Genomic DNA, 22,460 nt, shown 5'->3' on the forward strand with positions numbered 1-22,460 from the left:
TGGCGTTCTGCCACGCTGTCGCCCTTGATGAAGAAGATTGGTTAAATTTGCCTTCACTCCTCTGGACAATCCCGCCCACGCGGATATCCGTCACGCCATGATTTATGTCTTGGGGGATATCCACGGTTTTTCCGGGGAATTGGACTGGGCGCTCGAGAAGATCGAGGCCGACGGCGGGCCGGATGCCCGGATCGTGTTCCTGGGCGACCTGGTGGATCGCGGGCCCGATGCCCGCGGCGTGATCCAGCGGCTGATCGACGGGATCGCCGCGGGGCGCGACTGGACCGTGCTCAAGGGCAACCACGACCGGATGATGCAATGGTTCCTGACCCGCGAGATCGTGCATGACCGCAACATCCGGTCAGGCATCAGCTGGCTGCACGACAACGTCGGTGGACGCACCACGCTGGGCTCCTACGGGGTCGAGGGGCTGGACCGGCCGCTCTCCGAGCTGCGGCGCGACGCCCTGGAGGCGGTGCCGCAGTCCCATGTCGATTTTCTCGGCAGCCTGCGCCTGAGCCATGACACCGAGGATGTGTTCTTTTGCCATGCCGGGGTCCGGCCGGGTGTGCCGCTGACCGCGCAGGTCGAGGATGACCTGCTGTGGATCCGCACGCCCTTTCTCGAGCATGACGCCCCCTTCGAGAAACTCGTGGTGCATGGCCACACCGCGCTCGAGGCGCCGATGCGCTATCCGAACCGCATCAACATGGACGGTGGCACAGGCTACGGGCGCAAGCTTTGGCCGCTGGTGCTGGAGGGCACGCGGGGCTGGCTGCTGACCCGTCACGGCCGGGTCGAGATCTAGGCCCCGCCCACGAAAAAGGGCGCGCCCCGCGTGGAAGCGCGCCCGTCTGATTTCGCGTCGATCCGGTTCAGCCGCCGGCGTCGATCACGGCCTTGGCCAGCACCGGCACGGTCTGGGCGTTGAGGCCGGCGATATTGATGCGGCTGTCCCCGGTCATGTAGATGCCGTTATCCTTGCGCAGCTTCATCACCATCTCCTCGGTCAACCCGAGGCGCGAGAACATGCCGCGGTGCGTGGCGACAAAGGCGAAGCGGTCCGAGCCAGACAGTTTCTGGAACTCGCCCGCCAGCTGTTCGCGCAGCTTGAGCATGCCAAGCCGGACATCCTCCAGCTCGGCTTTCCAGTCGGCGCGCAGCTCGGGATCGGTCAGTACCATGGTGACGACGCGGGCGCCGTGGTCCGGCGGGAAGGAATAGTTCTGCCGGTTCAGGAACGCCAGCGTGCCCTGGTTGATCGCGGTGCGCGACGTGTCATGCGTCACGGTCATCAGGATGCCGGTCCGCTCGCGGTAGACGCCGAAGTTCTTGGAGCAGGAGGCGGCGATGATCACCTCGGGGCAGGAGGCGGCGATAAGGCGCGTGCCCTCGGCATCCGCGTCGAGCCCGTCGCCGAAGCCCTGGTAGGCGATGTCGATCATCGGGATCGCGCCGGTCTCTTGCAAGACGGCCACGACCTCGCGCCATTGCGGCATCGACAGGTTGGCGCCGGTCGGGTTGTGGCAGCAGCCGTGCAGCAGGACCAGGTCGCCTTTCTTGACCTTCTTGAGGTCCTCGAGCATCCCGTCGAAGTCCACCACGCAGGTGTCCTCGTCGAAGTAGCGGTAGGTCTGAGTCGGCAGCTTCAGGTAGGTCAGGATCGACACGTGGTTCGGCCAGGTCGGGTTCGACACGTGGACGGTCACATCCGGGTTGGCGCGCACGGCCAGCTCAAAGGCCTGGCGGACGGCACCCGTGCCGCCCGGCGTCGCGGCCGAGGCGACGGTATCCCGGGCCACGGCATCGCCCAGCACCAGTTCGACCATGGCGTCGTTGAACGCCTTGTCGCCCAGCAGGCCGACGTAGGACTTGCTGTCCTGCTGGTCCCACAGCTGCTTCTCGGCGGCCTTGATCGCGCGCATGACGGGCGTCTTGCCGGTCGCGTCCTTGTAGACGCCGACGCCCAGGTCGATCTTTTCGGCCCGCGGGTCGTCGCGGTAGAGCTCCATCAACGCCAGGATCTTGTCGCCCGGCAGTTCCTTGAGGGTCTCGAACATCAGTTGTCTCCGGTTGCGACGGGCAGGGTGGGGAACTGGCCCCATTCGGCCCAGGACCCGTCATAAAGCGAATGGTCGGTCTTGCCGATGCGCTCCAGCGCGAGGCTGAGGATGGCGGCGGTCACGCCCGAGCCGCAGGTGGTGATCGCGGGCCTGGAAAGGTCGACGCCGGCGGCCTCGAAGGTGGCGCGCAGCTCCGCCGCCTCCTTCATCGTGCCGTCCTCGGTCACGAGGTCGCGGTAATAGACGTTCTTCGAGCCGGGGATATGCCCCGACCGCAGCCCGTCGCGCGGCTCGGGTTCCTCGCCCCGGAACCGCGCCGGGCCGCGGGCGTCGATGATCTCATGATCGCCGAGCTTGGAGGCCGCGCCCACTTGCGTCACGTCCTTGACCAGCTGGTTCTGGCGGCGGACGGTCATGTGGCGGTCGCGGATGACGGGGGGCAGGTCCTCGACCTCACGCCCCTCGGCCAGCCACTTGGGCAGGCCCCCGTCCAGCACGGCGATGTCCATCTGGCCCATCAGCCGGAACAACCACCAGACGCGGGCGGCGGAAAAGATCCCGGCGCCGTCATAGACCACCACCTGGTGGCCGTCGCCGACGCCCATGGCGCGCATGCGGCTCATGAACTTCTCGACCGGCGGGGCCATGTGCGGCAGCGCGCTGCGCAGGTCGCTGATCTCGTCGATGTCGAAGTAGCGCGCGCCGGGAATGTGCTGCGCCGCGTACTCGGCTTTCCCGTCCCGCTCCATGGCGGGCAGGTACCAGGAGGCATCGAGGATCCTGAGGTCGGGATCCTTCAGATGCCGGCCAAGCCAGTCGGTCGATACGAGCGTGCGGGGATCGTCCTGCGCCATGCCTCGGGCCCTCGGGCTGATTTCGGTCGCCGCCTTCCCTACATCCGGGGGGAAGGGGTGGCAAGCCAAACTCAGTGCGCGGCGCATGAGACGTGGGTCGGAGTGAGGGGCCAGCCCCTCACACTCCCCGGAGTTTAGGGGCAAGATGAATGAAGGATCGGATCCCCTGCTTCATCTTGCCAATAAACTCCCGCCGGAGGCATCCCGGACCCGCGACCCGTGCATCCGCCCAATGCGGAGGCAAACGCCCGCCACATGCGCCCGACCCGGTCAGCCGCCCTGGCGTAGCAGGCGTTGTTTCTGGCGGTTCCAGTCGCGCTTGGCCTCGGTCTCGCGCTTGTCGTGGACCTTCTTGCCCTTGGCGATGCCCACCTTCAGCTTGGCCATGCCCTTGTGGTTGAAGTACAGCACCAGCGGCACGATCGTCATGCCCTTGCGCTGGGTCTCGTTCCAGAGGCGCGCCAGCTCCTTGCGGCTGACCAGCAGCTTGCGGCGGCGGCGTTCCTCGTGGCCGAACATGGCGCGCTCGTAGGGGGCGATGTAGCTGTTGACCAGCCACAGCTCGCCATTCTCGACCGCCGCGTAGCTTTCCGCGATATTGGCCGTGTTCTCGCGCAGCGACTTCACCTCGGACCCCTGCAGCATGATCCCGCATTCGAGGTCGTCCTCGATCGCGTAATCGTAGCGGGCCCGCCGGTTCTCGGCGATCACCTTGTAGTTCGGATCTGATTTCGGGTTCTTGGCCATGGTCAGGCGTATCTAGTGGCTCGAAGGCGCGCTGTCCACGTGTCGCGCGCCGCTTCCTGTGCCCCGGGCCGCGTGATACCGTCCGCCGCGAACGGTTTGCCAGAGGTGCCCCATGAAAGACGCCAACTTCCTCAAAGAGAACAACGCCCGCCAGCTCTGGCACCCGATGGGCCATCCCGGCGTCGCCCGGGCCAACCCGCCCACCATCGTGCAAAGCGCCGAGGGCGTGCGGATCACCGACATCGACGGCCACAGCGCCATCGACGGCGTGGGCGGGCTCTGGTGCGTCAACCTCGGCTATTCGAACGATGCGGTGAAACAGGCCATCTCAGACCAGCTGGGCACTCTGCCCTATTACTCGGCCTTCTTCGGCACCTCGAACCCGCCCGCGATCGAGGCCGCCTATGCCGTGCAGGAGTTCTTTGCCGAGGACGGGATGGAGCGCGTCTTCTTCACCTCGGGCGGCTCGGATTCGGTCGAGACCTGCCTGCGCCTTGCCCGCCAGTACCACAAGCTGCGGGGCAAGCCCGGCCGGGTGAAGTTCCTCAGCCTCAAGAAGGGCTACCACGGCACCCATTTCGGCGGCGCAAGCGTGAACGGCAACAACCGCTTCCGCACCGCCTACGAGCCGCTGCTGGCGGGCTGTTTCCACCTGCCGTCGCCCTACACCTACCGCAACCCGTTCCACGAGACCGACCCCGCCAAGCTGGCGCAGCTGATTGCCCAGGCGATGGAGGACGAGATCGCATTCCAAGGCGCGGGCACCATCGCCGCCTTCATCATGGAGCCGATCCAGGGCGCCGGCGGCGTGATCGTCCCGCATGAAACCTTCATGCCCCTGATGCGCGAGATCTGCACCCGCCACGGCATCCTGATGATCTCGGACGAGGTGATCACGGGCTTTGGACGCACCGGCGACTGGTCTGGCGCGCGGCACTGGGGCGTGCAGCCGGACATGATGAGCACCGCCAAGGGCATCACCAGCGGCTACTACCCGGTCGGCGCGGCGCTGATCGCGGGCCAGGTGGCCGAGGTGTTCGAGACCGCGCCGGAGAGCGAAGGCATCTACCACGGCTACACCTATTCCGCCCACCCGGTCGGCGCGGCGGCGGTCGTCGCCTGCCTCGCGGAAACCCAGCGGCTGGACCTGCGCGCCAATGCCGCCGCACGGGGCAAGCAGTTGTACGACGGCCTCAAGGCGCTGGCGGGCAAGCACAGCCTGATCGGTGACGTGCGCGGCGGCCACGGGCTGATGACCGCGTTCGAGCTGGTGTCGGACAAGGCCGCCAGGACGCCGCTGGATGCGGCCACCGTGGGCAAGATCCACAAGGTGATCTACGAGAGCGGCGCGATGGTCCGGCCTTCGGGCAACAACATCATGATGTCGCCGCCGCTGATCATCACCGAGGGTGAGATCGCCACCATGCTCTCGGCCATCGACGCGGGCCTGTCGGCCGCGTGACACCGGTGCCCGCGCCTTACGCGGCGCGGGCTTCCGCCAAGGTGATTGCCTCGAACGGGGCCAGCACCCGGTGCCCGGAATGGGCATGTTCCGGCAGCCGGCTGCGCGGGATGTGCGCCACGAGGCTCGCCGCATGGGTCAGCGGGTGGCGGCGAATACGGCCCAGGTAGAAGCTCTCCATCGGGGCGCCCATGACGTCGAGCGTTTCATGGCCGGCCAGCAGCACCTGCGTGTAGCGCACCAGCGCATGACCGCGTTCGGCGACGGCGGCAGAACCGTGGACAAGGTGCTGGGCCGGCACCAGCACGGATTCCTTGCCAAAGAGGTATTCGACTTCGGACCCGCCGATCACCAGCCGCTGCTGCGGAGCGACCACCACGTCGCGCGTCAGACCGAAATAGGGGGCGCGGAGGCGGATCGGCTCGAAGCTGCCCTGGGCCGGCACCACGCGGGAGATGACCTCGGCCACCGGGATGGCCCCCCGCTCGCGCGTCTCGACCAGGTCGCCGGGACGCAGGTCGCGCGCGGGCCGCGTACCGCCGGGCACCGCGACCGGCGCGGCCATGGTCAGGCCCGGCATCGGACCCAGCGGCTCGACCCGGTCCGACACGGCAAAATAGATCATGTCGCGATCCATCCGGCGCAGCCGCGGCCGTTCGGCCATGACGCGGATATCCTCGAGCATCAGCGGCGGCGGCGGCGGCGTCTCGACCATCACCACGCCTTCGCTTTCGGGCCGCTCGATCGCCAGCCGGCCCCAACGCCGGGGCGCATCCCAGCTGTAGGTGATGCGCAACACGTCCGCCCGCCGGTCGGTGCCATGCGACAGGACGGTGTGGAACACGTCCGTCCCCTGCACGAGGATCAGCGCAATCGCCCCGCCCGGAATCGCCTGCACCGACACGCGCCCCTTCCAGGGATGCATGCGCTTGAATTCCAGCAGGCTTTGCGGCCGCGCATCAGCCGAGATCCGCGTTTCGATCATCATCGACCCGCGCGGCAGAAGCTCGCTCGCGCCGATGCTGCCGGCGGGCTTGTCGCACCCGATGCCGGCCGGGTGAAAGCGCGCCATCTCGTGCGTGGCCAGCGCGAGCCAGGTCATGCGGGCCTGCCAGGGGCAGGGATCACGGAGTGCAATGCGGCGGTCATGCGGTGCCTCTTGGGCCGCACACAGGGCAGGACGACGGACAGGCCCCGCCCCCAAGGGTGCGCGACGGGTCCGGTTCGATCTGCGGGCTGGCCCTGCTCGGGGTCGCGGCCGCGCCTGTGCCCTGCCTCGGGGCGGTTTTTTTATCCTTGGCCTGATGGTCCCATGGCGGCGCGGATTTGCAAATGGCTTGTTGACCAAGGGCCCGGCCTGCCCCGCCCCGCTGCGGCCTTTGTGCCACATTTTTTGCTTGAAGCCCGCGCCGCGACCACGCATCCAAGGCGCAGCTACAGGAGGCCCGCATGAGCACACCCGTCGATCCCGTCGACCTGACCGCCCGGCTGATCCGCTGCGCCTCGGTCACGCCCGAGGAGGGCGGCGCGCTGGTCCTGCTCGAGGAGCTGCTGACCGACGCGGGTTTCACCTGTACCCGCGTCGACCGGGGCGGCATCGCCAACCTCTACGCCCGCTGGGGCGCCAGGGGGGCGAACAAGTCCTTCGGGTTCAACGGCCATACCGACGTGGTGCCGATCGGCGATGCGGCGGCCTGGACCCACCCGCCCTTTGCCGCCGAGATCGTGGACGGCGTGATGTACGGCCGCGGTGCGACGGACATGAAATCGGGCGTCGCCGCCTTTGCCGCCGCGGCGGTGGATTTCGTGCGCCAGACGCCCCCGGACGGCGCCGTAATCCTGGCCATCACCGGGGACGAGGAAGGCGATGCCGTAGACGGCACCACCGCCCTGCTGGATTGGATGGATGAGCAGGGCGAGCGCATGACGCACTGCCTGGTCGGAGAGCCGACCTGCCCCAACACCATGGGCGAGATGATCAAGATCGGCCGCCGCGGGTCGATGTCGGCCTGGTTCACCGTGACAGGCGTGCAGGGCCATTCCGCCTACCCGCACCGCGCGCGCAATCCGCTGCCGGCCATGTCGCGGCTGATGGACCGGCTGGCGAGCCACGAGCTGGACAAGGGAACCGAGCATTTCGACCCCTCGACCCTCGCCGTGGTGACCATCGACACCGGCAACATCGTCACCAATGTGATCCCGGCACGCTGCACCGGCACGGTCAACATCCGCTTCAACGACAGCCATTCCGGCGCCTCGCTGACCGAGTGGCTCGAGGCCGAGGCGGCCAAGGTCGCCGAGGAATTCGGCGTCACCATCGACATGCGGCTCAAGATCTCGGGCGAAAGCTTCCTGACCCCGCCGGGGGAGCTGTCGGACCTCGTGTCGCGCGCCGTCGCCGCCGAGACCGGCGTCACGCCCGAGCTTTCGACCACTGGCGGCACGTCCGACGCGCGGTTCGTGAAATCGCACTGTCCTGTGGTGGAATTCGGCCTGGTCGGCAAGACCATGCACCAGGTCGACGAATGCGTGCCCACCCAGCAGATCACCCAGCTCAAGGCGATCTATTCCCGCATCCTCACCGATTACTTCGCCTGAGGGCCATGCGCCCCCGCCTGATCATCATGGCCAAGGAACCCCGGGCAGGCCGCGTCAAGACCCGCCTTGGGCAGGACATCGGCCTGGTCCCCGCTGCCTGGTGGTACCGGCACCAGTTGGCGCGCCTCACCCGCCGCCTCACGGACCCGCGCTGGGACATCACCCTTGCCGTTGCGCCCGACAGCGCGCTGACCAGCCGTGCCTTGCCCGCCGGCACGCGCCGCGCGCAAGGCCCCGGCGACCTCGGCGCCCGGATGGAGCGCCTGTTGCGCGCCGAACGCCCCGCCCCGGCTGTCCTCATCGGCTCGGACATCCCCGGCGTGACCCCGGCCCATATCGCGCGCGCGCTGCACAGTCTCGCCAGCCACGACATGGTCTTCGGCCCCTCGGAGGACGGCGGCTTCTGGCTGGTCGGCCTCTCGCCCTCCGCCCCGGCCCCGCGCCCGCTGTTCCGCAACATCCGCTGGTCCAGCCCGCAGACCCTGGCCGACACGCGGGCGCAACTCGGTCATCTGCGCCTTGCGACAACCGACACCTTGCGCGACGTCGACACGCTTGCGGATCTGCCCGCTTCATTGTGCCCCTAAACTCCCGCCGGAGGCATCCTGCCCCTGCCACGGGCACCACGGCCTGACCGCAGGCTAGTCCATGGCAAAGATCGACATCTTCACCTGCCCCGCCATCCGCGCCCCGGTCCCGACAAAGAGCGTCCGGTTCACCCAATCGTAGCGCGCATCCCCGGTCTCGAGCTTTGCATGGGTGCGCATGTAATAGGCGCCCGGGTCGACCTCCTCGCCCGCCGCGACCCGCGCCATCACCTCGGCCGGCCCATGGCGAAACCCGTAGTTGATGATCTCGATCAGCGCCCCATCATCGGTCTCGAGCGCATAGCGCGTGTCCAGCTCGGCCACGCCGCCCTCCCAGATCGTCTGCCAGTCGGCGCCCACGTTCAGGATGCGCCCGTTCAGCCGCGGTCCCTCCATCACGCCCCCGACGATGGGAATGATCCGCCGCTGCCCGGCCCGCCCGCGCCCCATCTCGCGGATCGGATCCAGCGCGACCGTCAGGTCACACACATGGCTCAGGCTGGGCGCCGGTAAAATGGACGTCGCGGACATGTTGACAAAGCCTCCCTCTGGCTGTTCCTTCGGCATCGTTCGGTTTCCGAACTGTTGCAACACCGATTTCCTGGCGGGGAGGGCCGGACACATGGTGGACACCGAGAAACGCGCCCCCGACCTGTCAGACCTGGAATCCATCCTCGGCTACCGGATGAAGCGGGCTTACATGCGCATTCACCGCGACCTCAAGCCGGTTCTCGACGAATTCCAGCTGACCCAGCGCAATTTCTCGGTGCTCTCGGTGGTGATCGGCAACCCCGGCATCTCGCAATCCGAGATCAGCCGCGCGCTGGCCATCGAACGCTCGGGCACCGTGGTGATCGTGGACGAGCTGGAAAGCCGCGACCTGATCACCCGCGAACGCGTGCCCGGCGACCGCCGTGCCTATGCGCTGCACCCGACCGAAGCCGGCCAGGACTTCTACATCCGCGCCCGCGACGCCATCCAGGGCGCCGAGCGCACCATCATGTCGGGGTTGTCCGATGCCGAGGCCCAGCAGCTGACGGCCCTGCTTTCGACAATCCAGAGCGAGGAGAGCTGAGATGAAGATCACTTCCGAAACCACCGCCATCGTGACCGGCGGGGCCTCGGGCCTCGGCGCGGCCGTGGCCGAGGCGTTGGCCGCCGCCGGCGCCCATGTCACCGTCTTCGACATGAACGCCGAAGCGGGCGAGGCCAAGGCGGCCGAGCTGAACGGCGCCTTCCACAAGGTCGACGTGAGCGACCCCGAAAGCGTCGCCGCCGGCATCGCAGCGGTCAAGGACGCGCGCGGCGGGCTGCAGATCCTGGTCAACTGTGCCGGCATCGGCCCGGCAGCCAAGACCGTCAGCCGCGGCGCGCCGCATGATGCGGGCACCTTCGCCAAGTGCATCGCGGTGAACCTCACCGGCACGTTCAACTGCGCCAGCCAGGCGGCCGCCGTCATGGCGGCGGGCGACCCGGTGACCGAGGACGGCGAGCGCGGCGTCATCGTCAACACCGCTTCGGTCGCGGCCTTCGACGGCCAGATCGGCCAGATCGCCTATTCCGCCTCCAAGGGCGGCATCGTCGGCATGACCCTGCCCATGGCGCGCGACCTCAGCCAATACGGCATCCGGGTCTGTACCATCGCGCCGGGCATATTCAAGACGCCGCTGCTGGCCTCCCTGCCAGAAGACGCACAGAAGAGCCTTGGCCAGCAGGTCCCCTTCCCCTCGCGCCTCGGCGATCCGGCCGAATTCGCGGCCATGGCACAGCACATCGTGGAAAACTCCATGCTGAACGCCGAGACGATCCGCCTCGACGGCGCGATCCGCATGGCCCCGCGCTGAACCCATCGGCGCGGGCCCAGGTCCGCGCCCCCCCCTGCTTTCACTATTCCACAAATACTCAATCCACGGCCGCCGCCCCGCACGGGCCGCAGTTTTCACCTTTCCCCAAATATGCAAACCCGATCCGCCAGACGCGCCCCGCTCAGCGTCCCGCGCCCACCGGCCCGTTCCCCAGCTGCGAAATAACATATCCACCCGGGTAGGTCGGCCGCTTCCGCGCCGTGATGAACCGCGGCCGCCGCCGCTTCGGCAGCTCCCGTAGCACCATGGCCCGCGCCTTCATCCCACCGAGCACGACCCACCGCAGCCAGCGCGGCGGCTCGGGAAAGCCCATCGCCACAAGCAGGGGCCGGTCCATCAGGCAATAGGCCACCGGCCGCAGAACCGGGAACAGGACCTTCGGCGCGTAGAACCCCAGCAGCAGGTCCAGCGTCACCTTGCCGATGCGCGCATTGCTCTCGGCCTGGCGAAACTGCGTGGCCTCGTAGGCTGCGTTCAGCGCCTCGAACCCGGCCAGGTCCTCGGGGATATCCGCAATCCCCATCCGGGCGCCCAGCGCACGGTAGACCAGGACCCAGGCGCGCTTTTCCTCACCCGTGAAGGGCCGCCAACCGTAGTGCTCCATCCACCGGATCGGCTCCAGCACGAAGGTGCTGAGCACGTAAAGCATCTCTCGATTGTCGATCCGGAAGCGGCCGTGGATCGCGTTGATCCGGGCGATGGCCTCGGCCCCCCGGGCGCTGTCGAGCCCATGCTCCATCGGCTCGGACAGCAGCAATTCGGTGTCGTCATATCGCTTGCGGGTGGCCGTCTCGAAGGCCCCGGTCCGCGCCAGCAGGCCCGAGATCGCCGGCACCGCGTAGGTGCGGAACAGCGCGAATTCGAGCGCCTTCTCGATATCCCAGGCGAAGGTCAGCGTGCTCAGCCGCCGCGCGATGGCTTCGGCCCGGGCAAGGTCCATGTCGAAGTCGGGCGCGTCTGTCATGGCCCGAATGTGCCACAGCTTCCCCCGCCGCGCCATGAGGCCAGTTGCCGAGCGGTTTGGCGCCAGTTAGCCTTCCGCCATGGCGATCCCCGTCGAAACCCTGTTCCTCGACCCGGCCGGGCAAGGCACCCTGCAGGCGCGCATCCAGCAGATGATCGCGGGCGGCATCCTGTCGGGTCGCTTCCGGCCGGGCGAAAAGCTGCCCTCGTCGCGCAAGCTGGCGACCCACCTCGGGGTCAGCCGGATCACGGTCACGCTCGCCTACACCGAACTGCTGTCCAACGACTACCTCACCGCGCGCGGCCGCTCGGGCTATTACGTCAGCGACAACGCGCCCGAGCCGCCGCCGACGCCCCCGCGCCGCCCCGACCGCGACCGCGTCGACTGGACCCGCGCCATCGGCCAGCGGTTCTCGGGCGGGGCCACGCCCGAAAAGCCCGGCAACTGGGCCGAGGCGCGGTACCCCTTCGTCTACGGCCAGGCGGACCCGACCCTGTTTGACCACGCCAACTGGCGGCTCTGCGCGGTGCAGGCGCTGGGGCAGAAGGATTTCACCGCCCAGACCGCCGACCAATACGACCAGGACGACCCGCAGTTGGTCGAATTCATCGCCCGCCATACTCTGCCCCGGCGCGGCATCACCGCCCGGCCCGAAGAGATCCTTGTCACCCTCGGCGCCCAGAATGCGCTTTGGCTCACGGCGCAGGTGCTGTTGACCCAGCGCCGGACTGCGGTGATCGAGAACCCCGGCTACCACGCCCTGCGCGACATCCTCACGCAGTCGCGCTGCCATCTCGCCCCCATCGACGTGGACGGCGACGGCCTGCCGCCCGAACAGCTGCCCGAGGCGGCGGACGTGATCTTTGTCACGCCGTCGCACCAATGCCCGACCACGGCCACCATGCCACTGCCCCGCCGCCAAGCCCTGCTGGACCGCGCCCGCGCCCTCGACTCGCTGATCGTCGAGGACGATTACGAGTTCGAGATGTCCTTCCTCTCGCCGCCCCTGCCCGCGCTGAAAAGCCTCGATCCCGATGGCCGGGTGATCTATGTCGGCAGCTTCTCCAAGTCGCTCTTTCCCGGCCTGCGCCTCGGCTACCTCGTCGGGTCCGAGCCCTTCATCCGCGAGGCCCGCGCCCTGCGCGCCAGCGTGCTGCGCCACCCGCCGGGGCTGATGCAGCGCACGGCGGCCTATTTCCTGTCGCTTGGCCATTACGACGCGCTGATCCGGCGCACCGGCAAGCGCTTTGCCGAGCGCCGCCGCGTGACCGAAGAGGCGCTGAACGCCCAGGGCCTCGACATCGCCGGGCGGGCGCGCTTTGGCGGCTCGGCCTTCTGGATGCGCGCGCCGAACGGGATCGACACCGCCGCGCTGACCGAGCGGCTGCGCGCGCAGGGCGTCATCATCGAGCCGGGCGCGCCCTTCTTTGCCGATGCGACCCCTCCGGCGCACTTTTACCGGCTGGCGTATTCGTCGATCCCGATGGACCGGATCGCAGCGGGAATCGCCCTGATTTCGCGTGAGATCGCGGCCATGCAGGCCTGATTTTTTGGGCGATCCATGCGGGATGTGGCTATAGGCCAACGGGCGCATTGGCCCTAAACTTTCCACGCCGCCCGGCCTATTGCTTGAACCGACCAAGGCCGAAGATGCCCCGAATCCCACCAAGGAGACCGCCCATGAAAATGACCACCGAAGAAGCCTTCGTGAAGGTGCTGCAGATGCACGGCATCGAACATGCCTTCGGCATCATCGGCTCGGCCTTCATGCCGATCTCGGATCTCTTTCCCAAGGCCGGCATCACCTTCTGGGACTGTGCGCACGAGGGGTCGGGCGGGATGATGGCCGATGGCTACACCCGCGCCTCCGGCAAGATGTCGATGATGATCGCGCAAAACGGCCCCGGCATCACCAATTTCGTGACGGCCGTCAAGACCGCCTACTGGAACCACACGCCGCTGCTGCTGGTCACCCCGCAGGCCGCCAACAAGACGCTGGGCCAGGGCGGCTTCCAGGAGGTCGAGCAGATGGCGCTGTTCAAGGACATGGTCGCCTACCAGGAAGAGGTGCGCGACCCGTCGCGCGTGGCCGAAGTGCTGAACCGCGTGATCCTGAACGCCCGCCGCGCCTCGGCGCCCGCGCAGATCAACATGCCCCGCGATTACTGGACGCAGGTGATCGACATCGACCTGCCCGAGGTGGTCGAGTTCGAACGCCCCGGCGGGGGCGAGGCGGCGCTGGACAAGGCGGCCGAGCTGCTGTCGACCGCCCGCTTCCCGGTGATCCTGAACGGCGCGGGCGTGGTGCTGGCCGGGGCGATCCCGGACTCGATGGCGCTGGCCGAGCGGCTCGATGCGCCGGTCTGCGTCGGCTACCAGCACAACGACGCCTTCCCCGGCTCGCATCCGCTGTTCGCCGGGCCGCTGGGCTACAACGGGTCCAAGGCGGGGATGGAGCTGATCGCCAGGGCCGACGTGGTGCTGGCACTTGGCACGCGGCTCAACCCCTTCTCGACTCTGCCGGGCTACGGGATTGACTACTGGCCCAAGGAGGCCAAGATCATCCAGGTCGACATCAATCCCGACCGGATCGGGCTGACCAAGAAGGTCAGCGTCGGCATCGTCGGGGATGCGGGCAAGGTGGCGCGGTCGATCCTCGAGAAACTCTCGGGCACGGCCGGGGACGAGGGGCGCGACGAACGCCGCGCGCTGATCGCGCAGACCAAGAGCGCCTGGGCGCAGCAGCTTTCGGGCATGGACCACGAGGACGACGATCCGGGCACGACCTGGAACGCACGCGCCCGCGCCGACAAGCCCGACTGGATGAGCCCCCGCATGGCCTGGCGCGCCATCGAAAGCGCCCTGCCGAAAGAGGCGATCATCTCGTCCGACATCGGCAACAACTGCGCCATCGGCAACGCCTACCCGACCTTCGAGCAGGGGCGTAAGTACTTGGCCCCCGGCCTTTTCGGCCCCTGCGGCTATGGCCTGCCCTCCATCGTCGGCGCCAAGATCGGCTGTCCGGACGTGCCGGTCGTGGGCTTTTCCGGCGACGGCGCCTTCGGCATCGCGGTGACGGAACTGACCGCCATCGGGCGCGGGGAATGGCCGGCGATCACGCAGGTCGTGTTCCGCAACTACCAATGGGGCGCGGAGAAGCGAAACTCGACCCTGTGGTACGACGACAATTTCGTCGGGACCGAGCTGGACACGCAGGTCAGCTATGCCGGCATTGCGCAGGCTTGCGGGCTGAAGGGCGTCGTCGCACGGACCATGGACGAGCTGAAGGCGGCGCTGGAACAGGCCATCGCGGACCAGATGGCCGGCACGACCACGTTGATCGAGGCGCTGATCAACCAGGAACTGGGCGAACCCTTCCGCCGCGACGCGATGAAGAAGCCGGTTGCGGTCGCGGGGATCGACCCGGCGGACATGAAGCCCCAGGCGGTCTGAGCGCCGAGGCCGGGCACGTGGGGGCCAGCCCCCACACCCCCGGAGTTTAGGGGCACAATGAAGAGCGGATCGGTGCCCTTGTCTGCGGGCGCGCGGGCACGTATCTGGGCGTCATGTCCGATCCCTATGACCCGCCCGAAGATCCGCTTGTCGTGCTGCACGAGGACCACGAGCTGCTGGTCGTCGACAAGCCGGCCGGGCTGCTCAGCGTGCCGGGCAAAGGGGCGCACCTGGCAGATTGCCTGCTGAGCCGCGTGCAGGAGGCGTTTCCGACCGCGCTGCTGGTGCACCGGCTCGACCGGGATACGTCCGGCGTCATGGTCTATGGCCTGACGCCCCATGCGCAGCGCCACCTTGGCCTGCAATTCGAAAAGCGCGGGACAAAGAAGACCTACGTGGCGCGGCTGGCCGGGCGGCTCGAGCCGAAGACCGGCACGGTGGACCTGCCGCTGATCGTCGACTGGCCGAACCGGCCATTGCAGAAGGTCTGCCATGAGACCGGCAAGCCCGCCCTGACCGAGTGGCGCGTGGTCAAGGCCGATGACGACGAGAGCCGCGTCAAGCTGATGCCCAAATCCGGCCGGTCACACCAGCTGCGCGTGCACACGCTGTCGTTGGGGCATCCGATCCTGGGCGATCCGCTGTATGCGCCCGAGACGGCCGCGCGATACCCTCGGATGATGCTGCATGCCGAAGAACTGCGGCTGCGCCACCCGGATGGCGGGCGCGGCATGACGTTCCGGGCCAAGGCCCCGTTCTAGCCCCGCAGCTTTCATTTTTCTTCAAATACTCCCGCCGGAGGCGGCCGGACGGAAACGGAAAGAGGCGACGCCAGCATTGGGCGCCGCCTCTTCGTTTTCAGGTCGGGAACGCCGATGGCGCGCGCGGGTCAGGCGTCGGTATTCGCCCAGCCCGAGACCGCCTTGACCTCAAGGAAATCCTCGATGCCCCAGGTGCCGCCCTCGCGGCCATTGCCCGACTGCTTCATCCCGCCGAAGGGCGCGCCGGCGCCGCGCGGCTGGCCGTTCATCTCGACCATGCCGGACCGCAGCTGGCGCGCGAGGCGCTGGCGGCGGGTGGCATCGCCCGACTGGACGTAGTTGGTCAGCCCGTATTCCGTGTCATTGGCCATGGCGACGGCCTCTTCCTCGGTCTCGAACTTCATGATCGACAGGACCGGGCCAAAGATTTCCTCGCGCGCGATGGTCATGTCGGGGGTCACGTCGGCAAAGACCGTCGGGCGGACAAAGAAGCCGCGGTTCAGACCCTCGGGGCGCCCGGTGCCGCCGGCGACAAGGCGGGCGCCTTCGTCGATGCCCTTCTGGATCAGGCCCTGGATCTTCTCCCACTGCACGGCGTTGACGACGGGGCCGATGTGGCGACCTTCTTCCGACGCGGGGCCGACGGTGACCTTCGACGCCACTTCGGCCGCGGTCTCGACCGCCTGGTCATAGACCTCGGCCTGCACCATCATCCGGCTGGGCGCATTGCAGGACTGGCCCGAGTTGTTCATCATGTGCAGCACGCCGCGCTTGACGGCCTTGTCATCGGCATCGGCGAAGACAAGGTTCGCCCCCTTGCCGCCCAGCTCCAGGTGCACCTTCTTCAGCGTCTCGGCGGCGCTTTTCGAGATCGCGATCCCGGCGCGGGTCGAGCCGGTAAAGCTGACCATGTCCACGTCCTTGTGTGCCGTCAGCGCCGAGCCGACGCCCGCGCCATCGCCGTTCACCAGGTTAAAGACACCCGCCGGAAAACCTGCCTCGTCGATCATCTCGGCCAGCAGCAGGGCGTTCAGCGGGCTCTCTTCGGACGGCTTCAGCACCATGGTGCAGCCGGCGACCATGGCCGCGCCGACCTTGAGCATCACCTGGTTCATCGGCCAGTTCCAGGGCGTGATCAGCGCGCAGACGCCCACCGCCTCGTGGATGATCCGGTCGTTCGGCGCATGGTCGCCCAGCGGCTTTTCGAACTGGAACGCCTTGCCGGCCTTGATGAAGGTCTTGAGGTGGCCATAGCCCGCGCCCCACTGGCTCGACCGCGCGAGGTCGATGGGCGCACCCATCTCGGTGCTGATCGCCTGGGCCATGTCCTCGGACCGGGCCTTGTAGATCTCGGCCAGCTTTTCCATCAGCGCGATGCGGTCCGCGGGGTCGGTCGCCATCCAGCCGGGCAGCGCGGCCTTGGCGGCGGCGACGGCGGCGTCGGCATCGGCCTGCGATCCCAGCGAGATGATCGCGCAGGGTTCTTCGGTGCTGGGGTTGATGACCTCGTGGTCATGCGGCCTGGCCGGATCGACCCAGGCGCCGTTGATGTAGAACTGTCGTTTCTCGATCATGGTAAGACCTCCTCGGGGTTTGGCGCGCAACTTGTCACCCGTGCAGATCTGCCGCAACCCTCAGGCCCCTTTAATTCACGCCCTTGCGACTATAGCTTTCCCCATGGAGAGAGCCACATTCCGCAATGCGAAACGAAAGGACACGACATGGGTCTGCGCATCAACGATACCGTCCCCAACTTCACCGCCGAGACCGACCAGGGCACGATCACCTTCCACGACTGGATCGGCGACAGCTGGGCGATTCTGTTTTCGCATCCCAAGGATTTCACCCCCGTCTGCACGACCGAATTCGGCGCCGTGGCGCAACTGGCCGACGAATGGGCCAAGCGGGGCACCAAGGTGATCGGCGTCAGCGTCGACGGGGTCGAGGACCACAAGAAATGGAAGGGCGACATCGAAAGCTATTCGGGCGCCAAGGCCGGCTTCCCGATCATCGCGGATGACGGGCTCGAGGTCGCCAAGGCCTTCGACATGCTGCCCGCCGAGGCCTACCTGCCCGATGGCCGCACGCCCGCCGACAGCGCCACCGTGCGCTCGGTCTTCATCGTCGGCCCGGACAAGAAGCTGAAGCTGTCCATGACCTACCCGATGACCATCGGCCGCAACTTCGGCGAGGTGCTGCGCGCGCTCGATGCACTGCAACTGACCTATGGCCAGCCCCTGGCCACCCCCGCCAACTGGGAGGTCGGCCAGGACGTGGTCGTCGCCACCTCGCTGAACGACGACCAGGCGCGCGAGAAATACGGCGAGATCGACGTCAAGCTGCCCTACCTGCGCACGACCAAGGCCCCGGCCTGATCCGCCAGCCTGCCCGGATTGACGACAAGGGGCGCCCCGGCGGGCGCCCCTTGTCCGTCTGTGCCCCGGCGCACAGGGCAATGCGCCTTGCCCCGCGCCCGACACGTCGCCATCATCGGGTCAGCTGAAAAATGGCAGGCCGGTCCGGTTACCCCGGCCACCCCGCGGAGATTCCCGCGCGGGATTTCGTCGCTCCGCGATCCCGCAGCACCCTTCCCCGCCGGGGCAGAGGTGCGCCGTGCGATCCGCCCGCATCTTCTTTCCCGGCCCTTCATCCGGCCCCGGCCGGACCTGACCGAAAAGAGAGAAAGATGCTCGAGAAACGTATCGTCATCCTGTCGCAACTCATCATCTCCTGCCTCATGGCGTTTTCCATGAGCGGGATCATGGGGCTGATCCACATGGGAGCGACGCGCGAGTGGCTGGCCGCCTGGCCGGCGACCTTTGCCATGGCCTGGCCCATTGCCTTCGTGCTCAGCCTGGGCGTCGGGCCGCTGGCCTTCTGGCTGGCCCGGCGCACGCTAATGCGCGGGCCCGCCTGAATGGCGGCGCCGGGGGCTGCGCCCCCCCCGGCGCCCCTGTTCAAAAGATGAAATCGCTCGCGTCGACCTGGCCGATCCAGATGCCCTCGATGATGACGATGCCATTGCCGCCCATCTGCGCAAGGTCGAACCGCAGGCTGCCGCCACCGGCGCCGCTGATTGCCGGGGCGATATCGGTGCCATAGGCGCCGGCCTGCAGCCCGAACCGGCTGATGTCGATCTTGTCGATGCCGTCCTGGAAATCGGTGATCAGGTCCGACCCGGACCAGGGCCCCAGTACGAAGACATCCGCCCCCGAGCCGCCGGTCATCGTGTCATCGCCGGTGCCGCCCAACAGCGAATCGTCGCCGCCGCCACCGAAGAGCGTGTCGTCGCCCGACCCGCCGTGCAGCGTGTCACGCCAGTCGCCGCCGAACAGCGTGTCCTCTCCGGCCGCGCCGCGCAGTTCGTCCGCGCCCTTGCCGCCATCGAGCCGGTCGTCCCCGTCGCCCCCGCCAAGCGTGTCGAGCCCATCCCCACCCTGCAGCGTGTCCGACCCGCCGGCGCCGCGCAGCTCGTCATCGCCTGCGTCCCCTGCAAAGTGGTTGTCCTCGTCCCCGCCATACAGCCTGTCCGCCCCGTCGCCGCCCGACACGGGGCCGGTGACCTCTCCGTTCCGGCCGTTGTAAAGGTCGTTGCCCGCGTTCAGGTCGATCTGGCCAAGGATCACGCCCGCGTTCTCGATTTCGTCGGTGACCGTGGCGCCCCAATAGGCGCGCGCGCCCGTTATGACGCCGGTGTTGTACAGCGCGTAGCTGCCCGCGGTATCGGTGCTGTTGTGATAGATCGTCGCGACGCCGGAGTCCTGCCCCAGGCTTGAGATCGTGCCGGAATTGGTGATCGCGATCCCCCCGGCATTGCTGAAGACGCCGTAATCACCGCCCAGCACCGCGCCCGAATTGACGAACTGGTTGGTGTCGTCGCCCGCTCCGGTGCCTCCCATCCAGATGGCCGCATTTCCCGCAACCTGACCGAAATTGGTGATGAGGTTGCCCCCGTCCCGGCCGACAAGGCCGAAGAACTGGCCCGAGGCCGTCCCGAAGTTGTGGATGATCGAGCCCTCCCAGACGCGCACCGCGATCGAGATGCCGGTGATGGCCCCGTGGTTCATGACGACATTGACGCCGAGATCGCCGTTCGACGCTTCGACTCCCACGGTCTCGGCGCTGATCGTGCCGAAATTGGTGACATGGCCGTCGCCCCCGTACAACGCGACGCCCGCGTTGTTCGAGATGATGCTGGCGCCGTCCGAAATCGTGACGCTGTTGTTGCCCGACGCCGAAACGGTGTTTTCGCCCAGCTGGATGGCCGATTCGCCGTAAGAGGCCGAGAAGGTGGCCAGCGTCGCATCGGGCGAGAGCATAACCAAGTTGTTGCCGGCACCGACGATCACCGAATCGTTTTCGCTGTAGCGTTCGACGCCGCTGGCGACCAGGATATCGTCGGCCTGGGCCAGCGTGTGCTGCACGCCGGTCCCGCCGCCGCTCGAGGGAATGAAGAACGTGGCCATGGCAAATCTCCTCTGAACAATGCCCGGTCACTGTGCCAGATCCGACGGGGTCTGGAAATGTTGGACGTCGCGCAGGACGGGAGCCGGCAGAAAGTGTCAGATCCGCGCCAAGGATTGACCTTTGGGCTGCGTCCTATCTTGGTGATGCGGATGGAATGCGACGACCAGGACCTGGCACGGGCCGCGGCAGGCGGCGACGGGGCGGCCTTTGCCGCGCTGCTGGGGCGGCATTACGACGGGCTCTTCCGGCTGGCGTTCCGGCTGACCGGATCGCGGGCCGAGGCCGAGGATCTGACCCAGGACATCTGCGCCGCCCTGCCCGCCAGGATGGCGGGGTTCGACGGGCGCGCGGCGCTGCGTAGCTGGCTTTACCGCGTGGTGGTGAATGCCGCCCATGACCGGCGGCGGCGCCAGGCGGCCCATGCCCGCGCCGCCGGCGGCTGGGGCGACTGGGAACTGTCTCGGCAAGCCGCGATGGACGAAGCGGCCGAGCGGCTCGACTGGCTGACCCGCGCCATGCGCGCCCTGCCGGACGACCTGCGCGACACGCTGGCGCTGGTGCTGGACGACATGACCCATGCCCAGGCGGCCGAGGTTCTGGGCGTCAGCGAAGGCACGATTTCATGGCGCGTGAGCGAGGCAAAGAAACGCCTCCGCGCGCTGAAGGACAAGGAGGGCGCGCCATGAGCGACCCCGACGATTTCGACGATCTGGACGACCTGGCCGCCGCCATCCGCGCCGCCACGCCCGAACCGGACGCCGCCCGCAAGGCGGCCGATCTGGCGCTGGCGCGAAAAAATTTCGATGCGCTACAAGGATCGCGGGACGGGCTGCGTCCTACTCCTGATCGCCCCCGTCGGGGGCTTCTTGCAGGAGTGAAAGACATGTTTGCCCAGATCGGACATCGCGGCCTCTTGGCCGGATCCACCGCCCTTGTCGCGCTTGGCCTCGTCGTGGCCCTGCCGCAACTCACCGAATTGCCCGGCCGCGCGCCGATGAGGGCCGAGGTCGGCAGCGACGACGCGACCCTGGCCGATGCCGAGCGCGAGGCGCCCGAAACCCTCGCCGAGCCGATCATCGAGGCTCCGGTCATCGTCGAAGAGACGGCCGCCCTCCCGTCCGCTCCCGACCAGGCCATGGGCCGCGCGATGAAATCGGCCCCGGCCCCCGCCATGCAGCGCCCCGTGCCCCTGCCCGACATGCGCCCCCTGCCCGAGGCCGACACCGAAGCCTTCGCCCATGCCGACCCGAACCCCGTCAAACGGGTGGCCGAGGAGCCGGTCAGCACCTTCTCGGTCGATGTCGACACGGCGTCGTGGTCGATCCTGCGTTCGTCCCTGATGCGCGGCGACCTGCCCCCGGCCGAGGCCGTACGGATCGAGGAGATGGTGAACTACTTCCCCTATGCCTATCCCGCGCCAGAACCCGCCGCTGCCTTCCGCCCCACGCTCACGCTGACCCAGACCCCGTGGAACGCGGACACCCGGCTGCTGCGCGTCGCGATCCAGGGCGCCCTGCCGCCCGTCGCGGATCGCCCGCCGCTGAACCTCGTCTTCCTCATCGACACCTCGGGCTCGATGCAGGACGCGGACAAGCTGCCGCTGCTGAAACAGAGCCTGTCGCTGATGCTGTCGCAACTGCGCCCCGAGGACGAGGTGGCCATCGTGACCTATGCCGGCAGCGCGGGCCAGGTCCTCACCCCCACCCCGGCGGCCGACCGCGCCGCGATCCTGGGCGCGCTCGACCGGCTCGAGGCGGGCGGGTCGACCGCCGGGCAGGAAGGGCTGCAACAGGCCTATGCGGTGGCCGAGGGTATGACCGCGGATGGCGAGGTCAGCCGCATCCTCCTGGCCACCGACGGCGATTTCAACGTCGGCCTCAGCGATCCAGAGGCGCTGAAGGATTACATTGCGGGCAAGCGTGACGGCGGCACCTACCTGTCGGTCCTCGGCTTCGGGCGCGGCAACCTCGACGATGCCACGATGCAGGCATTGGCGCAGAACGGCAACGGCACGGCGGCCTATATCGACACCCTGTCCGAGGCGCAGAAGGTGCTGTCCGACCAGCTGACCGGCGCGCTTTTCCCCATCGCCGACGACGTCAAGATCCAGGTCGAATTCAACCCCGCCGAGATCGCCGAATACCGCCTGATCGGCTACGAGACCCGCGCCCTGCGGCGTGAGGATTTCAACAACGATGCGGTCGATGCCGGCGACATCGGCGCCGGTCTCCAGGTCACCGCGCTTTACGAGCTGACGCCCGTGGGCAGCGCCGCGATCCTCAACGACGCCCTGCGCTACCAGCCCGCCCCCGTGGTCGGAGACGCGGGCGAGCCGGGCTGGTTCAAGTTGCGCTACAAGGCACCGGGGCAGGAGGTCAGCCAGCTGATCGAAACCGCCCTCCCCTCCGAGACAACCGACCCCGACGCAGAGCTGCGCTTTGCCGCCGCCATCGCCGGCTTCGGCCAGCTCCTGCGCGGCGGGACCTACCTCGGCGGCTGGTCCTGGGACGACGCCATCACGTTGGCCAACGGCGCGCGGGGCGACGACCCCTTCGGCTACCGCGCCGAAGCTGTCCGCCTCATGCGCATGGCCGAAACCCTCTCGGCCCGCTGACCGAAAGGGCCGGGCGAAACCTCAC

Annotated in this window: 21 protein-coding genes; 13 read left to right on the forward strand and 8 right to left on the reverse strand. The window is 68.0% G+C overall.

Annotated features, from left to right (window positions below; all coding sequences use genetic code 11):
* Positions 1 to 97: 97 nt before the first annotated feature.
* Positions 98 to 808 (forward strand): metallophosphoesterase, encoded by a 711-nt coding sequence (locus MF270_RS22920; protein WP_238368117.1) that lies wholly within the window; start codon positions 98 to 100, stop codon positions 806 to 808.
* Between the two features lie 67 nt (positions 809 to 875).
* Here the strand turns inward: MF270_RS22920 and MF270_RS22925 are convergent, their stop codons facing one another.
* From MF270_RS22925 to smpB, 3 genes are all read right to left on the reverse strand, one after another.
* Positions 876 to 2,060, reverse strand: a complete 1,185-nt coding sequence (locus MF270_RS22925; RefSeq protein WP_238368118.1) for an amino acid aminotransferase — start codon at positions 2,058 to 2,060, stop codon at positions 876 to 878.
* A complete protein-coding gene (gene sseA / locus MF270_RS22930) occupies positions 2,060 to 2,917 on the reverse strand; it encodes a 3-mercaptopyruvate sulfurtransferase (RefSeq protein WP_238368119.1) in 858 nt (285 codons plus the stop codon). The genes MF270_RS22925 and sseA overlap by 1 nt, the downstream gene beginning before the upstream one ends.
* Positions 2,918 to 3,187: 270 nt before the next feature.
* Positions 3,188 to 3,664, reverse strand: a complete 477-nt coding sequence (gene smpB / locus MF270_RS22935) for an SsrA-binding protein SmpB (RefSeq protein ID WP_238368120.1) — start codon at positions 3,662 to 3,664, stop codon at positions 3,188 to 3,190.
* A gap of 112 nt (positions 3,665 to 3,776) precedes the next feature.
* Between smpB and MF270_RS22940 the strand changes: the two genes are divergently transcribed.
* Complete coding sequence (locus MF270_RS22940; RefSeq protein WP_238368121.1) at positions 3,777 to 5,126, forward strand: aminotransferase class III-fold pyridoxal phosphate-dependent enzyme; 1,350 nt, start codon at positions 3,777 to 3,779, stop codon at positions 5,124 to 5,126.
* 16 nt (positions 5,127 to 5,142) lie between these two features.
* Here the strand turns inward: MF270_RS22940 and MF270_RS22945 are convergent, their stop codons facing one another.
* Positions 5,143 to 6,228, reverse strand: coding sequence for a Hint domain-containing protein (locus MF270_RS22945; RefSeq protein WP_238368122.1), 1,086 nt, complete (start codon positions 6,226 to 6,228; stop codon positions 5,143 to 5,145).
* Between the two features lie 347 nt (positions 6,229 to 6,575).
* On the opposite strand from MF270_RS22945, the gene dapE reads away from it, so the two are divergent.
* Together dapE and MF270_RS22955 are read left to right on the forward strand one after the other, a co-directional pair.
* Positions 6,576 to 7,724, forward strand: a complete 1,149-nt coding sequence (dapE, locus tag MF270_RS22950) for a succinyl-diaminopimelate desuccinylase (RefSeq protein WP_238368123.1) — start codon at positions 6,576 to 6,578, stop codon at positions 7,722 to 7,724.
* Between the two features lie 5 nt (positions 7,725 to 7,729).
* The gene (locus tag MF270_RS22955) at positions 7,730 to 8,311 is read left to right on the forward strand and encodes a TIGR04282 family arsenosugar biosynthesis glycosyltransferase (protein WP_238368124.1); all 582 of its coding nucleotides are present in this window, start codon (positions 7,730 to 7,732) and stop codon (positions 8,309 to 8,311) included.
* Between the two features lie 54 nt (positions 8,312 to 8,365).
* On the opposite strand, the gene MF270_RS22960 is transcribed toward MF270_RS22955, so the two are convergent.
* A complete protein-coding gene (locus tag MF270_RS22960) occupies positions 8,366 to 8,842 on the reverse strand; it encodes a DUF3237 domain-containing protein (protein ID WP_238368125.1) in 477 nt (158 codons plus the stop codon).
* A gap of 91 nt (positions 8,843 to 8,933) precedes the next feature.
* Here MF270_RS22960 and MF270_RS22965 point away from each other — a divergent pair, with 91 nt between their 5' ends.
* Together MF270_RS22965 and MF270_RS22970 are read left to right on the forward strand one after the other, a co-directional pair.
* Positions 8,934 to 9,386, forward strand: a complete 453-nt coding sequence (locus MF270_RS22965; protein WP_238368126.1) for a MarR family winged helix-turn-helix transcriptional regulator — start codon at positions 8,934 to 8,936, stop codon at positions 9,384 to 9,386.
* Between the two features lies 1 nt (position 9,387).
* Positions 9,388 to 10,155, forward strand: coding sequence for an SDR family NAD(P)-dependent oxidoreductase (locus MF270_RS22970; protein WP_238368127.1), 768 nt, complete (start codon positions 9,388 to 9,390; stop codon positions 10,153 to 10,155).
* Between the two features lie 142 nt (positions 10,156 to 10,297).
* Here the strand turns inward: MF270_RS22970 and MF270_RS22975 are convergent, their stop codons facing one another.
* Positions 10,298 to 11,140, reverse strand: coding sequence for an oxygenase MpaB family protein (locus MF270_RS22975; protein ID WP_238368128.1), 843 nt, complete (start codon positions 11,138 to 11,140; stop codon positions 10,298 to 10,300).
* A 79-nt stretch (positions 11,141 to 11,219) separates the two neighbouring features.
* Between MF270_RS22975 and pdxR the strand changes: the two genes are divergently transcribed.
* From pdxR to MF270_RS22990, 3 genes are all read left to right on the forward strand, one after another.
* Positions 11,220 to 12,686 (forward strand): MocR-like pyridoxine biosynthesis transcription factor PdxR, encoded by a 1,467-nt coding sequence (gene pdxR / locus MF270_RS22980; RefSeq protein ID WP_238368129.1) that lies wholly within the window; start codon positions 11,220 to 11,222, stop codon positions 12,684 to 12,686.
* 134 nt (positions 12,687 to 12,820) lie between these two features.
* Positions 12,821 to 14,593 (forward strand): sulfoacetaldehyde acetyltransferase, encoded by a 1,773-nt coding sequence (gene xsc / locus MF270_RS22985; RefSeq protein ID WP_238368130.1) that lies wholly within the window; start codon positions 12,821 to 12,823, stop codon positions 14,591 to 14,593.
* A 113-nt stretch (positions 14,594 to 14,706) separates the two neighbouring features.
* Positions 14,707 to 15,354: an RluA family pseudouridine synthase gene (locus MF270_RS22990; protein ID WP_238368131.1), complete on the forward strand. Its 648-nt coding sequence runs from the start codon at positions 14,707 to 14,709 to the stop codon at positions 15,352 to 15,354.
* Positions 15,355 to 15,482: 128 nt separating this feature from the next.
* On the opposite strand, the gene MF270_RS22995 is transcribed toward MF270_RS22990, so the two are convergent.
* Complete coding sequence (locus MF270_RS22995; protein WP_238368132.1) at positions 15,483 to 16,928, reverse strand: aldehyde dehydrogenase family protein; 1,446 nt, start codon at positions 16,926 to 16,928, stop codon at positions 15,483 to 15,485.
* 147 nt (positions 16,929 to 17,075) lie between these two features.
* On the opposite strand from MF270_RS22995, the gene MF270_RS23000 reads away from it, so the two are divergent.
* Together MF270_RS23000 and MF270_RS23005 are read left to right on the forward strand one after the other, a co-directional pair.
* The gene (locus tag MF270_RS23000) at positions 17,076 to 17,729 is read left to right on the forward strand and encodes a peroxiredoxin (RefSeq protein WP_238368133.1); all 654 of its coding nucleotides are present in this window, start codon (positions 17,076 to 17,078) and stop codon (positions 17,727 to 17,729) included.
* A gap of 311 nt (positions 17,730 to 18,040) precedes the next feature.
* Complete coding sequence (locus MF270_RS23005; RefSeq protein WP_238368134.1) at positions 18,041 to 18,271, forward strand: DUF2798 domain-containing protein; 231 nt, start codon at positions 18,041 to 18,043, stop codon at positions 18,269 to 18,271.
* A 40-nt stretch (positions 18,272 to 18,311) separates the two neighbouring features.
* Here the strand turns inward: MF270_RS23005 and MF270_RS23010 are convergent, their stop codons facing one another.
* The gene (locus MF270_RS23010) at positions 18,312 to 19,820 is read right to left on the reverse strand and encodes a calcium-binding protein (RefSeq protein WP_238368135.1); all 1,509 of its coding nucleotides are present in this window, start codon (positions 19,818 to 19,820) and stop codon (positions 18,312 to 18,314) included.
* A 150-nt stretch (positions 19,821 to 19,970) separates the two neighbouring features.
* Between MF270_RS23010 and MF270_RS23015 the strand changes: the two genes are divergently transcribed.
* Together MF270_RS23015 and MF270_RS23020 are read left to right on the forward strand one after the other, a co-directional pair.
* Positions 19,971 to 20,507 (forward strand): RNA polymerase sigma factor, encoded by a 537-nt coding sequence (locus MF270_RS23015; RefSeq protein WP_238368136.1) that lies wholly within the window; start codon positions 19,971 to 19,973, stop codon positions 20,505 to 20,507.
* Positions 20,504 to 22,435 (forward strand): vWA domain-containing protein, encoded by a 1,932-nt coding sequence (locus MF270_RS23020; RefSeq protein WP_238368137.1) that lies wholly within the window; start codon positions 20,504 to 20,506, stop codon positions 22,433 to 22,435. The genes MF270_RS23015 and MF270_RS23020 overlap by 4 nt, the downstream gene beginning before the upstream one ends.
* The last annotated feature ends 25 nt before the right edge of the window (positions 22,436 to 22,460 follow it).

This window comes from Mesobacterium pallidum (genome assembly GCF_019966535.1).
Taxonomy (GTDB): domain Bacteria; phylum Pseudomonadota; class Alphaproteobacteria; order Rhodobacterales; family Rhodobacteraceae; genus Mesobacterium; species Mesobacterium pallidum.

Coding starts and splice junctions, on each gene's coding strand:
- MF270_RS23020 (WP_238368137.1), top strand. CDS start 20,504: ATGAGCGACCCCGACGATTTCGACGATCTGGACGACCTGGCCGCCGCC.
- MF270_RS22925 (WP_238368118.1), bottom strand. CDS start 2,060: ATGTTCGAGACCCTCAAGGAACTGCCGGGCGACAAGATCCTGGCGTTG.
- MF270_RS22920 (WP_238368117.1), top strand. CDS start 98: ATGATTTATGTCTTGGGGGATATCCACGGTTTTTCCGGGGAATTGGAC.
- smpB (WP_238368120.1), bottom strand. CDS start 3,664: ATGGCCAAGAACCCGAAATCAGATCCGAACTACAAGGTGATCGCCGAG.
- MF270_RS23005 (WP_238368134.1), top strand. CDS start 18,041: ATGCTCGAGAAACGTATCGTCATCCTGTCGCAACTCATCATCTCCTGC.
- MF270_RS22945 (WP_238368122.1), bottom strand. CDS start 6,228: ATGACCTGGCTCGCGCTGGCCACGCACGAGATGGCGCGCTTTCACCCG.
- MF270_RS22975 (WP_238368128.1), bottom strand. CDS start 11,140: ATGACAGACGCGCCCGACTTCGACATGGACCTTGCCCGGGCCGAAGCC.
- MF270_RS22990 (WP_238368131.1), top strand. CDS start 14,707: ATGTCCGATCCCTATGACCCGCCCGAAGATCCGCTTGTCGTGCTGCAC.
- MF270_RS22965 (WP_238368126.1), top strand. CDS start 8,934: ATGGTGGACACCGAGAAACGCGCCCCCGACCTGTCAGACCTGGAATCC.
- pdxR (WP_238368129.1), top strand. CDS start 11,220: ATGGCGATCCCCGTCGAAACCCTGTTCCTCGACCCGGCCGGGCAAGGC.
- MF270_RS23000 (WP_238368133.1), top strand. CDS start 17,076: ATGGGTCTGCGCATCAACGATACCGTCCCCAACTTCACCGCCGAGACC.
- sseA (WP_238368119.1), bottom strand. CDS start 2,917: ATGGCGCAGGACGATCCCCGCACGCTCGTATCGACCGACTGGCTTGGC.
- MF270_RS23010 (WP_238368135.1), bottom strand. CDS start 19,820: ATGGCCACGTTCTTCATTCCCTCGAGCGGCGGCGGGACCGGCGTGCAG.
- MF270_RS22955 (WP_238368124.1), top strand. CDS start 7,730: ATGCGCCCCCGCCTGATCATCATGGCCAAGGAACCCCGGGCAGGCCGC.
- MF270_RS22995 (WP_238368132.1), bottom strand. CDS start 16,928: ATGATCGAGAAACGACAGTTCTACATCAACGGCGCCTGGGTCGATCCG.
- MF270_RS22970 (WP_238368127.1), top strand. CDS start 9,388: ATGAAGATCACTTCCGAAACCACCGCCATCGTGACCGGCGGGGCCTCG.
- xsc (WP_238368130.1), top strand. CDS start 12,821: ATGAAAATGACCACCGAAGAAGCCTTCGTGAAGGTGCTGCAGATGCAC.
- dapE (WP_238368123.1), top strand. CDS start 6,576: ATGAGCACACCCGTCGATCCCGTCGACCTGACCGCCCGGCTGATCCGC.
- MF270_RS22960 (WP_238368125.1), bottom strand. CDS start 8,842: ATGTCCGCGACGTCCATTTTACCGGCGCCCAGCCTGAGCCATGTGTGT.
- MF270_RS23015 (WP_238368136.1), top strand. CDS start 19,971: ATGGAATGCGACGACCAGGACCTGGCACGGGCCGCGGCAGGCGGCGAC.
- MF270_RS22940 (WP_238368121.1), top strand. CDS start 3,777: ATGAAAGACGCCAACTTCCTCAAAGAGAACAACGCCCGCCAGCTCTGG.